Here is a 13,673-nt window from a genome sequence, read left to right on the forward strand (position 1 = left end):
CGTGGCGGCCCGGACCGCGCGGCCGCCCGAACGGGTGGGCACCCAACCGACCGTGATACAATGACAGGAGATATCGACAGTCTCGAGGAGTTGAGCCAGGAGTACCAGGACTCGGTCCCGGAGGACCTGCGCGCGGCGAAGTCGTTCGACTGGTACCTCGAGGAGGTGTACGAGTCCCCGAAGATCGCCCGCAACGCACACCAGCGCGTCGCGGACATGTTCGACTACTACGGCACCGAGTACGACGAGGAGGCCGGCGTCGTCGAGTACAAGCTCGTCTCCGAGGACCCGATCAACGACGGCGAGAACACGTTCTACGGCCGCGTCATCCACCAGGCGATCCACGAGTTCGTCAACAAGGTGAAGTCGTCGGCCCGCGGGCTCGGCCCGGAACGCCGGATCAAGCTCCTGCTCGGACCGGTCGGCTCCGGGAAGTCGGCGTTCGACCAGCAGATCCGGGCGTACTACGAGGACTACACCGCCCGCGACGAGGGGCGGCTGTACACGTTCCGCTGGACGAACCTCTGTGACGTGATCGGGGACCAGGACCCGGCCGACGACGTCGTCCGGTCGCCAATGAACCAGGACCCGCTGGTGTTGATCCCGCCGGAACAGCGCGGGTCGATCATCGACGACCTCAACGAGCGCCTCGACGCACCGTACTCGATCCGCAACGAGCAGGCGCTTGACCCCGAGTCCGAGTTCTACATGGACCGGCTGCTGTCGTACTACGACGACGACCTCAAGCAGGTGCTGGAAAACCACGTCGAGGTGATCCGGCTGGTCGCCGACGAGAACAAGCGACAGGGGCTGGAGACGTTCGAGCCAAAGGACAAGAAAAACCAGGACGAGACGGAGCTGACGGGCGACGTCAACTACTCGAAGATCGCCGTCTACGGCGAGTCGGACCCGCGGGCGTTCGACTACTCCGGCGCGTTCTGCAACGCGAACCGCGGCATCTTCTCCGGCGAGGAGCTGCTGAAGCTCCAGCGGGAGTTCCTCTATGACTTCCTGCACGCCACGCAGGAACAGACGATCAAGCCGAAGAACAACCCGCGGATCGACATCGACCAGGTGATCGTCGGCCGGACGAACATGCCGGAGTACAAGGACAAGAAGGGCGACGAGAAGATGGAGGCGTTCAACGACCGCACCAAGCGGATCGACTTCCCCTACGTCCTCTCCTACGAGCAGGAGGCCGACATCTACCGGAAGATGCTCGCCAACGCCGACGTGCCCGACATCAACGTCGAGCCACACACCCTCGAGATGGCGGGCCTGTTCGGCGTCCTCACCCGCATCGAGGAGCCCGACACCGAGACTGTCGACCTGCTCCAGAAGGCCAAGGCGTACAACGGCGAGGTCGACGAGGGCGACGAGGTCGACGTGAAGAAGCTCCGCGAGGAGGCCGAGGAGAAAGCCGAGATCGGCGAGGGGATGGAGGGCATCTCCCCCCGGTTCATCGGCGACGAGATAGCCGAGGCGATCATGGACTCCAAACACCGGAGCCGCGGGTTCCTCTCGCCGCTGACGGTGTTCAACTTCTTCGAGGAGAACCTCGAACACCACGGCTCGATCCCCGAGGAGAACTTCGGGACGTACTACCGCTACCTCGAAACCGTCCGCGAGGAGTACAAGGAGCGGGCCATCGAGGACGTGCGCCACGCGCTGGCCTACGACGTCGACGAGATCCAGCGACAGGGCGAGAAGTACATGGACCACGTGATGGCGTACATCGACGACCAGACCGTCGAGGACGAACTCACCGGCCGCGAGCAGGAGCCCGACGAGACGTTCCTGCGGTCGGTCGAGGAGAAACTCGACGTGCCCGAGGACCGCAAGGACGACTTCCGGCAGGAGGTGTCGAACTGGGTCTCCCGGCGCGCCCGCGAGGGCGAGGCGTTCGACCCGACCGACAACGAGCGCCTGCGCCGCGCGCTGGAGCGGAAGCTCTGGGAGGACAAGAAACACAACATCAACTTCTCGGCGCTGGTGTCCAGCAACGAGTTCGACGACGACGAGCGCAACGAGTGGATCGACGCCCTGATCGAGCAGGGCTACTCCGAGGCGGGCGCTCGCGAGGTGCTGGAGTTCGCCGGCGCCGAGGTGGCCAAAGCCGAGATGGAGGACTGATGAGCCGCGGCGACGAGTTCGTCAGCGAGGCCGACCGCGCCCTCGAAGGGGCCTACGAGGAGCCGAAGAGCCTCGCCGAGTACGTCGACGAGGTGTTCGAGACGCCGCGGATCGCCTCCCACGCCTCCAAGTACCTGCTGGAGGCGATCGAGGCGGCCGGTACGCGGACCGTCGTCGAGGAGGGCGAGGAGACGGAGCGCTACCGCTTCTTCGACGACCCGCACAACGACGGCGAACACGCCGTGCTCGGCAACACCGAGGTGCTGAACGCGTTCGTCGACGACCTCCGCTCCATCGCGGCGGGGCGGGCGAAAGACGAGAAGATAATCTGGTTCGACGGGCCGACCGCGACCGGCAAGTCCGAACTGAAGCGCTGTCTCATCAACGGCCTGCGGGAGTACTCGAAGACGCCGGAGGGGCGGCGCTACACCGTCGAGTGGAACGTGGCGACGGCGGCCGACACCCGCGGGCTCTCCTACGGCGGCGACGCGCCGGCCGACGAGGACCAGTGGTACGAGAGCCCGGTGCAGGCCCATCCGCTGTCGGCGTTCCCCGACGAGGTCCGCGAGGACCTGCTCGCGCGGCTCAACGAGGCCAACGACGACCACCTCGACGTCCGCGTCGAGGAGCGACTCGACCCCTTCTCGCGGGAGGCGTACGACTACCTGGAGGAGGAGTACCGCCGCCGGGGCGTCGAGGACCTGTTCTCCGCGGTGACCGACCCGGCCCACCTCCGCGTGAAGAACTACGTCGTCGACGTGGGACAGGGGATCGGCGTCCTCCACTCCGAGGACGAGGGCCAGCCCAAGGAGCGGCTCGTGGGGGCCTGGATGCGCGGCATGCTGCAGGAACTGGACTCCCGCGGGCGGAAGAACCCGCAGGCGTTCTCCTACGACGGCGTGCTGTCGCAGGGCAACGGCCTGCTCACCGTCGTCGAGGACGCCGCCCAGCACGCCGACCTGCTCCAGAAGCTGCTGAACGTGCCCGACGAGCGGACCGTCAAGCTCGACAAGGGGATCGGGATGGACATCGACACGCAGCTGGTGATCATCTCGAACCCCGACCTGGAGGCGAAGCTGAACCAGCACGCCGAGAAAAACGGGATGGACCCCCTGAAGGCGCTGAAGCGCCGCCTCGACAAACACGAGTTCACCTACCTCACGAACCGCAGCCTGGAGACCGAACTCGTCCGGCGCGAACTCACCAACGAGACGGCAGTGTGGGACGCCGACGAGGAGGCCGTCGAGGAGAAGATAGCCGAGCCGATCACCGTCGCGATCAAGGACTCGGAGGGGCGGCTCCGGGAGCGCGAACTCGCGCCCCACGCCGTCGAGGCGGCGGCGCTGTACAGCGTCGTCACCCGGCTGGACGACGCCGACCTGCCGGCCGGCCTCGACCTGGTCGACAAGGCGCTTCTGTTCGACCGGGGCTACCTCCGCGACGGCGACGAGCGCCTGGAGAAGGAGGACTTCGAGTTCGACGACGGCGCGGACGACGGCGAGCACGGCATCCCGGTGACGTACACACGCGACCGCATCGCGGACCTGCTGCACGTCGCCCAGGACCGCCACCACGCCGACCTGCCGGTCGAGGACGTGATCATGCCCCGCGACGTGCTGAACGCGATGGCCGAGGGGCTGACCGAGGCCCCGGTGTTCTCGCCGGGCGAGCGGACCGAGTTCGAGAACCGCGTCGTCCCGGTGAAAAACCACGTGTTCGGGCGGCAGGAGGCCGACGTGCTCGACGCGATGATGCGCGACCGGCGGGTCGACGAGGACACCGTCGCCGACTACGTCGAACACGTCTACGCCTGGGCGACCGACGAGCAACTGGAGAACGAGCGCGGCGAGCGGGTCGACCCCGACCCGCTGAAGATGAAGGTGTTCGAGACCGAGCATCTCGGGCGGTTCTCGCCCGAGAGCTACGACGGGAACGAGCCCTCGCCCGCGGTGCGGCAGTTCCGCACCGAGAAGGTGATAACCGCCCTGAACCGCCACGCCTGGGAGCACCGCGGCGACGACTTCTCGGCGTCCGACGTCGACCTCACGGGGATCCCGGTGATCCGGAGCGTGCTCGAATCGCACGACTGGGACGACGTCGCGCGGCTGTTCGAGGACTTCGACCCGCGGCAGTGGGACGACCCGCCCAGCGGGACGGAGACGGCCGAGATCAAGGCCGAGACGATCGACAACATGGTCGAGATGTTCGACTACAGCGAGGCGTCGGCGGAGCTGACCAGCCGACACGTCATGGGGCAGGTGAGTTACAAATGGGACTGAAAGACGACTTGGAACGGTTCTACGAGGTGGGCGAGCAACGCCGGGAGGACCTCTCGGAGTTCATCCAGTACGGCGACCTGGGCGGCAGCCGCTCCGACGAGGTGCGGATCCCGATAAAGATCGTCGACCTGCCGGAGTTCGAGTACGACCAGCTGGACCAGGGCGGGGTCGGCCAGGGCGACGCCGACGTGGGCGACCCCGTCGGCCAGCCACAGCCCCAGCCCGGCGACGGCGACGAGGACGGCGACCCCGGCGAGGAGGGCGGGGACCACGAGTACTACCAGATGGACCCCGAGGAGTTCGCCCAGGAGCTAGATGAGGAACTCGGCCTGGACCTCGAACCCAAGGGCAAGAGCGTCGTCGAGGAGAAGGAAGGCCCCTACAAGGAGCTCACGAAGACCGGCCCCGACAGCACGCTCGACTTCGAGCGGATGTTCAAGAAGGGGCTAAAGCGGAAGCTGGCGATGGACTTCGACGAGGAGTTCGTCCGGGAGGTGCTGAAGGTCGACGGCGTCGGCCCCGCGGCGGCGTTCGAGTGGGCGCGCGGCGAGTCGATCCCCGTCTCGCGGGCGTGGCTCGACGACGCCTACGCGGACGTCCCGGAGGCCGAGCGGACGAAGTGGGACAGCATCGAGGCCGTCGAGGCCGAGGTCGAACGGGAGACGGTCCAGGACCAGATCCGACGGGAGGGGATCGGCCACGTCCCGTTCCGCCGGGAGGACGAGCGCTACCGCCACCCCCAGATAATCGAGGAGAAGGAGAAGAACGTCGTCGTCGTGAACATCCGCGACGTGAGCGGCTCGATGCGCGAGAAGAAGCGCGAACTGGTCGAGCGCACGTTCACGCCGCTTGACTGGTACCTGCAGGGGAAGTACGACAACGCCGAGTTCGTCTACATCGCCCACGACGCGGAGGCCTGGGAGGTCGAGCGTGACGACTTCTTCGGCATCCGCAGCGGCGGCGGCACGAAGATATCGTCGGCCTACGAACTGGCCGAGGAACTGCTCGCGGAGTACCCCTGGAGCGACTGGAACCGCTACGTGTTCGCGGCCGGCGACAGCGAGAACTCCTCGAACGACACCGAGGAGGGCGTCATCCCGCTGATGGAGTCGATCCCGGCGAACCTCCACGCCTACGTGGAGACCCAGCCCAGCGGGAACGCCATCAACGCCACCCACGCCGAGGAGGTTGAGCGCCACTTCGGCGACGCCGACGACGTGGCCGTGACGTACGTCACCGGCCCCGAGGACGTGACCGACGCGATCTACGAGATACTCAGCACGGAGGACGAATCATGACCACCGCACCGCCCCCGACCACGGAGGCACGATGAGCTTCGACCGCTACGAGGCGCGCCGGATCGCCGCCGACCTGCAGGACCCGGTCGACGATGCCAACGAACTGGCCGAGCGGCTGGGGCTGGAGCCGTACCCGGTGAACTACTGGATCGTCGACTACGACGAGATGAACCAGCTCATCGCCTACGACGGGTTCCAGCGGCGCTACCCGCACTGGCGCTGGGGGATGAAGTACGACAAGCAGCGCAAGCAGGACCGCTACGGCGGCGGGAAGGCGTTCGAAATCGTCAACAACGACAACCCGTCGCATGCATTCCTGCAGGAGTCGAACTCGCTGGCCGACCAGAAGGCCGTCATCACCCACGTCGAGGCCCACGCCGACTTCTTCGCCAACAACGAGTGGTTCGGCATGTTCGCCGACGACCTGGACGCCGCGGCGATGCTGGAGCGCCACGGCCGGAAGATAGGCGAGTACATGAGCGACCCGGAGGTCGACCGCTCCGAGGTCGAGCGCTGGATCGACAACCTGCTGTCGCTGGAGGACAACATCGACCAGCACCAGGTGTTCGACCCGGAGGTGCTGTCGACGCCCGAGTCGACCGTGGACCCGGAGGGGGACCTGAGCGACCAGCTCTCCGAACTCGACCTCTCCGACGAGGTCCGCGAGGAGGTGTTCAGCGAGGAGTGGCTCGAACGGCAGGACGAGGACGCCGAGTCCGTCTCGTTCCCGGACGAGCCGGAGAAGGACGTGCTCGCGTTCCTCCGGCGACACGGCAAGCAGTACGACGAGGACGCCGGGAAGGCCACCGAGATGGAGCCGTGGCAGCGCGACGTGCTGGACATGCTCCGGGCCGAGGCGTACTACTTCGCCGCCCAGAAGATGAGCAAGGTGATGAACGAGGGGTGGGCCGCCTACTGGGAGTCGATGATGATGGGCGAGGAGGCGTTCGCCGGCCCCGACGAGTTCCTCAGCTACGCCGACCACCAGGCCCGCGTGCTCGGCTCGCCCGGGCTCAACCCCTACAAGCTCGGCAAGGAGCTGTGGGAGTACGTCGAGAACACGACGAACCGCCGCGAGGTCGTCGAGAAGCTCCTGCGCGTCGACGGCGTCACGTGGCGCAACTTCGCGGACACCGTCGACTTCGAGCGCGTCCTGTCGGCGCTGGAGCCGCCCGCCGCGCTCGACGCGATCACGCCGGACTCGCTCGACGCGGTGGCCGACCTCCCCGACGAGTACGTCGACCGCGAGGCGCTCGAACGCGCCCGCGCCGGCGAGATAGACGTCGACCGCCACCCCTGGAAGGTGCTCACCTACGAGGGGCTGGCCCGGCGGCACTACTCGCTGATAAAGCGGGGGAACCGCGGCTTCCTCGCCCGGATCGGCCAGAGCGACCTCGAACGGATCGGCCGCTACCTGTTCGACGACGCCGTCTACGACAGCGTCGACGAGGCGCTCGCCGACGTGGACTTCTCGCGGGGCTGGGACCGGATGCGGGAGATCCGCGAGAGCCACAACGACGTGACGTTCCTAGACGAGTTCCTCAGCCAGGAGTTCGTCGACGAGAACGAGTACTTCACCTACGAGTTCTCGCAGGCGACCGGCGGCAACCGCGTCGCCAGCACCGAGTACGAGGACGTGAAGAAGAAGCTCCTGCTCCAGTTCACCAACTTCGGGAAGCCGACGGTGGCGGTGTACGACGGCAACTACAACAACCGCAACGAGTTGCTGCTCGGCCACCACTACAACGGCGTGATGCTGGACGTCCAGCAGGCCAAACGCACGCTCGAACGGGTCTTCGAGCTATGGGGCCGCCCGGTGAATCTCATGACCATCGTGAAGGAGGTCGACGAGCACGACGTTGAGGTCGCCAAGCGCCGCAACAAGGAGCCCGAACCGGAGGAGCGCGGGAAACTGCTCCGCTACGACGGCGAGGAACACACCGTCGAGGACCTGCCGTGGGAGGAGGTCGAGAAGATCGCCGCCAGCGACGTGGACTACGACACGAAGCCCGACGAGTGGCTGGCGTAACGGGGCGGTCCGTCACGGCGAAACCCGCGCTCGTCTGGCTCCGACGGGCGTTATCCCGCCTCAGACTCGTGTTTTCATAGCCACAGTTAAGTGATGGAAATCACTCCGGTCGAACGATGAACAGCGGCTATCGCTCGAACGGGTCCCCCCGAGCGGTTTCCCCCGTCGGAGGTGGGTCGACGTGACCGACCGCCGCGGGTTCCTACGCAGGGTCGCGGCGGCCGGCGCGGGGAGCGCGCTCGGCGTCGCGGCGTTGCCGACCACGCCGGAGGCCGACACCGAACTCATGCCCCGCGACCGGTCGCCGTCGGCGGATCCGGACGACCGTCCCCCGTCGGTGAGGGTGGAGGACGACGCGCCGTACGCGATGTGGCAGTACAAAGCGACCGGCGACGGCTACGCGGCGACCAGCCCGATCAACGTCGTGTTCCCGCTTTCGTCGTCGGACCGCGGGCTGCCCGAGGTGATGTCGGTCCTCGACGCCGCCGGCTGGCAGCGGACCCCGATCGAGTACGCGCGGTACGCATGGCATCGCGAGCGGGAGACGTACGTCCTCCAGCAGGCGACCGCGGCCGAGAGCTTCTACGGGCGGACGGGGCGGAACCACGTCCGCTGCTGGGAGCTGGAGGGCGCGGTGTCGATGCAGGTCCACGAGGACACGCCGGCGACGCCGAACCACGGCATCGCGTCCTACGAGCGGGCCCAGCGCCGGATCGAGCGCCTGTTCGACGACGCCGGCTGGACCGTCGACGGGACGGTCCGCTTCGCCAACGAGAAGGGCCCCGACCACGACGGCCACGCGACGGTGATCCGGCCGTGAGGTGGGACCGCCAACGCGTCCCGTCGGTCCCGCTCGACACCGCCCTGCTCGGGGTCAGCCCGCGCCGGACGCTGGTCGGCGTCGCCTACCTCGTCTGTCTGTCCGCGTTCGTGGCGATGAGCGCCGCCGCCGCGCGGGCGACCGTCGGCGGCGTCCGCCTGCTGACGCTGACGCCCGCCTTCGACACGCTGTACTGGGCGCTCATCGTCGTCGTCGTGCTGTCGACGTTCGTCGTCCCGCTCGCTTACGCCCTGTTCAACGGCGGCCCCGCGCTCGCGTTCCTCACGGCCGTCGCGCCCGAGGCCGTGGTGTACGCGATGACCGGGCGGCTCTACCTCACCCCGGATCTGGTGCTCGGGCTCGTCTTCGGGGCGCTCGCGGCGGCGGTGGCGCTGTACGTCACCGCGTACCGCGAGTACGGCTCCCTCTCGCCGGGGAGCCACGGGGCGCTCGACGGTGCCCTGTTCTGTGCGACGGCCACGACGGTCGTCGCGGCCGTCGCGCTCGCACGCCTGTACGCGACTGGAACCGCGGCGATAGCCGCCCGCACGGAACCGTTCGGTGCCGCGGTCGGCTTGGCGGTCGCGCTCGTCGCGCTCTGCTGGGTCGACGCGGCTCGTGCGGCTGAGGACTGATAACGGTCGGCGGACAACGGTTCGGGTATGGCAGGACGCTTTACAGTCGACACCGACGAGCGCCTGACGACCGTCGACGTGACCGACCGCGTCGCCGCGGCCGTGCCCGACGACGCCGACGGCGTCTGTACCGCGTTCGTCCGGCACACGACCGCCGCGCTCGTGGTGCAGGAAAACGAATCCCGACTCCGGGATGACGTGGAGGATTTTCTCGCGGATCTGGTGCCCGACGAGGGCCACGCCCACGACGCGCTGGACGGCAACGCCGACTCGCACCTCCGGGCGACCCTGCTCGGGCCGAGCGTCTCCGTCCCGGTCGCGGACGGCGACCTGGAACTCGGGACGTGGCAGTCGGTCCTGCTGGTGGAGTGTGACGGCCCGCGGAGCCGCGAGGTGGCCGTCGCCGTCGCGGACTGAGGCCGCCGGGGAACCGGTTCCACCTGTCCGCGGGGATGAAATTGTCAGACGCTCCCAAACACTTAGGTCATCTCCGTTTGAATCGCGACTATGAGTAATTCAACTGACAGCGCGCTGGTCGACTGGTACAGCGACAACGTGGCCACGCCGAACACGTCCGACGAGGCGTACGGCTACTGGGCGTTCGTCGTCGGGGCCGTACTCGGCCTCGTTGGCTTTGCCCTGTTCCTGGTGAGCACCACAGCGGAACGCGGCACGGACGCGTTCTGGCTCTACCGCACGTTCGCCTTCTCGATCGGCGCGCTCGCCCTCCCGGTGTTGATGTACGGCTTCATCGTCGTGTTGCCGCTCCACGAGCGAGCGACGCGAGTGGCGTATCTGGGGCTCGCGGTGAGCCTCCTCTCGGTCGTCGCCTTCCTGCTCGTGTACCCGAGCAACTGGAACGTCGACGGGGCCGACTACAGCACCGCCGTCCTCTCGGCGTACGCCGCCGGGATCGGCATCGAGGTCATCGCCGCGTTCCTCTTCCCGGCGGTGTCGGACGAGACGGCCGACGTGCCCGCGACGGGAACCGCGGCCGGCGACGGCGATGCGGCCGCGGCGGACGACGACCCCGAGAGCAAGGCGACGTTCGAACTGTACCCCGACCGCAAGGACGAGTGGCGCTGGCGGCTCCGCCACGACAACGGCAACATCGTCGCCGACGGCGGCGAGGGCTACCCCGACGTGCGCAACGCGAAGAAAGGCATCGAGAGCGTCCGCCGGAACGCCCTCGGTGCGGCGATCGAGAAGCGGGAGAAGCCGCCGAAGGGCGTCGACCACACCGAACCCGACGCCGCCGAGGACGACGCCGCCAGCGGCGACGAGATCGCGGCGGCGCTGCCGGAGCCCGAGGCCGAACCGGACGACGGCGCGACCGTCGAGGTGTACGAGGACCGCGGCGGCAGCTGGCGCTGGCGGCTCCGCCACGACAACGGCAACATCATCGCCGACGGCGGCGAGGGCTACTCCTCGCGGTCGGCGCTGGACGACGCCGTCGAGCGACTCACCGAGCGCGTCGCCGACGCCGACACGCTGGAGCACGACCCGACGGCGTTCGAGGTGTACCGCGACAACGGCGGCGAGTGGCGCTGGCGGCTCCGCCACCGCAACGGGCGCATCCTCGCCGACGGCGGCGAGGGGTACGCCTCCCGGAGCAACGCCGTCGACGCCGTCGACCGCGTCCGCGAGCGCGTCGACGACGACCCCGAGGTGTACGAGGACGCGGCCGGCAAGTACCGCTGGCGGCTGAAAGCCGGAAACGGCGAGATAGTGGCCGACAGCAGTCAGGGCTACGCGTCGGAGTCCGGCGCGGAAGCCGGCTTCGAGCGCGTCCGGGGCTACGCGCCCGACGCCGACACGCTGGAGTTCGACCCGCTCGGCTTCGAGGTGTTCGTCGACAGGGCCGGCGAGTACCGCTGGCGGCTCCGCCACCGCAACGGCAACATCGTCGCCGACGGCGGCGAGGGCTACTCCTCGAAGCAGAACGCGAAGAAGGGGATCGCGGCGGTCCAGCGGACCGCGCCCCACGCCGACGTGGTCGAGGAGTAAGCGACCGGCCGCTTTTTCCGTTTACGTTCCCGCTCTCGGCGCACACACGTCGGACGCGTCCGCGATGACGCCGTCGACCCCGGGGACCGAGAGCATACGCACGACGACCGCGCGGTTCACCGTCCAGGCGTTCACCGCGAGCCCCGCGTCCCGGGCGCGGCCGACGGTCCGGGTCGTGAGACAGAGCGGGACCGACGGGTGGAGGGCGTCACACCCCAGCCGCCGGGCGGTCGCGACGGGCGCGTCGTCCCGGTGCGTACAGAGGTAGGCCGTCGGCACGTCGGGGGCGACGTCGCGGACGTCCCGGAGGGCGGCCGGTTCGAACGCCGAGACGAGGACGTCGACGCCCGCGTCGTCGGCGGCGGCGAGCGCGTCCGCCGCCAGCCCCGCCTCCTTGAGTTCGAGGTTCACCGTCGTCCCGGCGGGCACGGCGTCGAGGACGGCCGACAGCGAGGGGATCCCCTCGCCGGAGCCGAGCACGTCCAGCGCCCGGAGTTCGGCCAGCGGGAACTCGTCGATCCGCCCGCTTGTGTCGGTCACGCGATCGACGGTCGCGTCGTGGACGACGACGAGTTCGCCGGAGCCACAGCGGCGCACGTCGACCTCGACGGCGTCGGCCAGCGCGCCCGCCCGCTCGACGGCGGCGACCGTGTTTTCGGGGGCCTCAGCGGCGAAGCCGCGGTGGGCGATCAGGTCCACGGGAGAGGCCACGGAGCGGTCCGGCAAAAACGTTGCTCACCCGGCGTTCGCCCGGTCGAGCCGTCGGTACTCGACGTAGGAGTAGACGGTCGTGTAGGCGGCGACCAGCAGGATCGGCGCGACGAGCAGGGCGATGGCGTACTCCGGGAAGAGGACGCCGGCGGCCGCGACGATGCCCGCGACCTTCAGCAGCCGGCCGCCGCGGCGGTGGGTCCGCTCCCAGACGCGCTCGTCGGAGAGCGTCCACGGCGTGCGGAAGCCGACGAACCAGTTGCGCTCGGCGCGCTCGACGGCGTAGCCGCTGACGACGTACACCGCCGCCACCGCGGGGGCGACTGCCGCGGAGACGGCGAACTCGTTGCCGAGGTTCCACCAGAGCACCAGCGCCTGCACGTAGGCCAACAGGGCGACGCTCGTGACTGCCATGACGTCGTAGGCGGTCCGGAACTCGGCGATATTCTCGCCCAGCGGGTCGATCCGCGGGACCAGCGCGAACAGCCCGGCGAGGCCGAGGCCCAGCGCCGGGAACAGCGCGAGCCCCAGCGCCCGGGGGAGCGTGTCGTCCACGGCGTTGTCGGCGTTCCAGTGGGTCGCCAGCTGTTCCGGGAGCCGGTCGTAGAGGAGGGCGCTCGCGGCGACCATCGCCGCGACCAGCGCGAGGCTGGCGAGCGTGCGCTTGCTGACCTGCATGCGCGACGGATCGGCCCGCCGGTACAAAGCCTCTTCCCGCGGCGCGGCGGCCGAACCGTTCCGGTCGGGTTCGCGACATCCTTTTGCCCGCCGCCTCCGTGGTGGGACGCATGCGAGCAGTTCGCTACCACGAACACGGCGGGCGCGACGTGCTACGGGTCGAGGACGTGCCGCGGCCCGAGCCGGGGCGCGGGGAGGTCCTCGTCGCGGTCGAGGCCGCCGCGGTCAACCCCGTGGACACGTACTTCCGCGAGGGGTCGTACGAACCGGCCGAGCTACCGATGATCCCCGGGACCGACTTCGCCGGCGAGGTGGCGGCGGTCGGCGAGGGCGTCGACGGGTTCGCCCCCGGCGACCGGGTGTTCGGCACCGGGCTGGGCAACGACCGTCAGGGGTCCTGCGCGGAGTACGCCGTGGCGCCGACCGACCGCGTGGCACACCTCCCGCCGGGGGCGAGCGCCCGCGAGGGGGCCGGCGTCGGGGTCGCCGGCGTCACGGCGTGGCGCGCCCTGATCGACCACGCGGAACTGGAGCCGGCCGAGCGCTGTCTCGTCCACGGCGGCAGCGGGGGCGTCGGCCACGCCGCCGTCCAGATAGCCGCCGCGGCGGGCGCGCAGGTCACGACCACGGCCGCGCCGCAGTACCACGACCGGCTCCGGTCGCTCGGGGCCGGCGCGGTGATCGACTACGACCGCGACGACCTGGCGGCGGCCGTGACCGACGCCGGCGCGCCGGACGTGATCCTCGACCACCGCCTCGACGACTACCTCCAGTTCGACGCCGACGTGGCCGCCCACGGCGCCCGGATCGCGGGCATCGGCGGCAACAGCACGGAGAGCGGCTTCTCGAACACGCCCGCCGCACGCTCGAAGGAGCTCCGGGTCCACCTGATGAGCATGTTCAACACCCCGGACATCTCGGCGGTGCTCGACCGCCTCGCGGTGTTGCTCCGCGGGGGCCAGCTCACCGCGGAGGTCGACGGCGTGTACGGGCTCGACGACGTCGCCGAGGCACAGCGCGCCGTGCTGGAGGACAGCGTGTTCGGCAAGCTCGTCGTCGAGCCCTGAGCCGTCGGCGCCCGGC

General features: G+C 69.2%; 11 protein-coding genes. 9 read left to right on the forward strand and 2 right to left on the reverse strand.

Annotated elements, in window-relative coordinates:
- Positions 1–60: 60 nt before the first annotated feature.
- From EYW40_RS06375 to EYW40_RS06410, 8 genes are all read left to right on the forward strand, one after another.
- Positions 61–2,133, forward strand: coding sequence for a PrkA family serine protein kinase (locus EYW40_RS06375; RefSeq protein ID WP_135820799.1), 2,073 nt, complete (start codon positions 61–63; stop codon positions 2,131–2,133).
- Positions 2,133–4,412 (forward strand): PrkA family serine protein kinase, encoded by a 2,280-nt coding sequence (locus tag EYW40_RS06380; protein WP_135820800.1) that lies wholly within the window; start codon positions 2,133–2,135, stop codon positions 4,410–4,412. The genes EYW40_RS06375 and EYW40_RS06380 overlap by 1 nt, the downstream gene beginning before the upstream one ends.
- The gene (locus EYW40_RS06385; protein ID WP_135820801.1) at positions 4,403–5,710 is read left to right on the forward strand and encodes a YeaH/YhbH family protein; all 1,308 of its coding nucleotides are present in this window, start codon (positions 4,403–4,405) and stop codon (positions 5,708–5,710) included. Before EYW40_RS06380 ends, EYW40_RS06385 begins: the two co-directional genes overlap by 10 nt.
- Positions 5,711–5,741: 31 nt before the next feature.
- Positions 5,742–7,739 (forward strand): SpoVR family protein, encoded by a 1,998-nt coding sequence (locus EYW40_RS06390; protein WP_135820802.1) that lies wholly within the window; start codon positions 5,742–5,744, stop codon positions 7,737–7,739.
- 181 nt (positions 7,740–7,920) lie between these two features.
- Positions 7,921–8,559 carry a twin-arginine translocation signal domain-containing protein gene (locus EYW40_RS06395; protein WP_135820803.1) on the forward strand — a complete coding sequence of 213 codons (639 nt, stop codon included), beginning with the start codon at positions 7,921–7,923 and terminating at the stop codon, positions 8,557–8,559.
- A complete protein-coding gene (locus EYW40_RS06400) occupies positions 8,556–9,194 on the forward strand; it encodes a hypothetical protein (RefSeq protein WP_135820804.1) in 639 nt (212 codons plus the stop codon). The genes EYW40_RS06395 and EYW40_RS06400 overlap by 4 nt, the downstream gene beginning before the upstream one ends.
- 27 nt (positions 9,195–9,221) lie before the next feature.
- Entirely contained in the window at positions 9,222–9,611 is a 390-nt protein-coding gene (locus EYW40_RS06405) for a secondary thiamine-phosphate synthase enzyme YjbQ (RefSeq protein WP_135820805.1), read from the forward strand.
- 90 nt (positions 9,612–9,701) lie between these two features.
- Entirely contained in the window at positions 9,702–11,201 is a 1,500-nt protein-coding gene (locus EYW40_RS06410; RefSeq protein ID WP_135820806.1) for an HVO_2922 family protein, read from the forward strand.
- A 21-nt stretch (positions 11,202–11,222) separates the two neighbouring features.
- On the opposite strand, the gene EYW40_RS06415 is transcribed toward EYW40_RS06410, so the two are convergent.
- Entirely contained in the window at positions 11,223–11,900 is a 678-nt protein-coding gene (locus EYW40_RS06415; RefSeq protein ID WP_135820807.1) for a glycerophosphodiester phosphodiesterase, read from the reverse strand.
- 36 nt (positions 11,901–11,936) lie between these two features.
- Positions 11,937–12,590: an SdpI family protein gene (locus EYW40_RS06420; RefSeq protein ID WP_135820808.1), complete on the reverse strand. Its 654-nt coding sequence runs from the start codon at positions 12,588–12,590 to the stop codon at positions 11,937–11,939.
- A 110-nt stretch (positions 12,591–12,700) separates the two neighbouring features.
- Between EYW40_RS06420 and EYW40_RS06425 the strand changes: the two genes are divergently transcribed.
- Entirely contained in the window at positions 12,701–13,657 is a 957-nt protein-coding gene (locus EYW40_RS06425) for an NADPH:quinone reductase (protein ID WP_135820809.1), read from the forward strand.
- Positions 13,658–13,673: the final 16 nt, after the last annotated feature.

Origin of the sequence: Halostella litorea, assembly GCF_004785955.1 — an archaeon.
GTDB classification, from domain to species: Archaea; Halobacteriota; Halobacteria; order Halobacteriales; family Natronoarchaeaceae; genus Halostella; species Halostella litorea.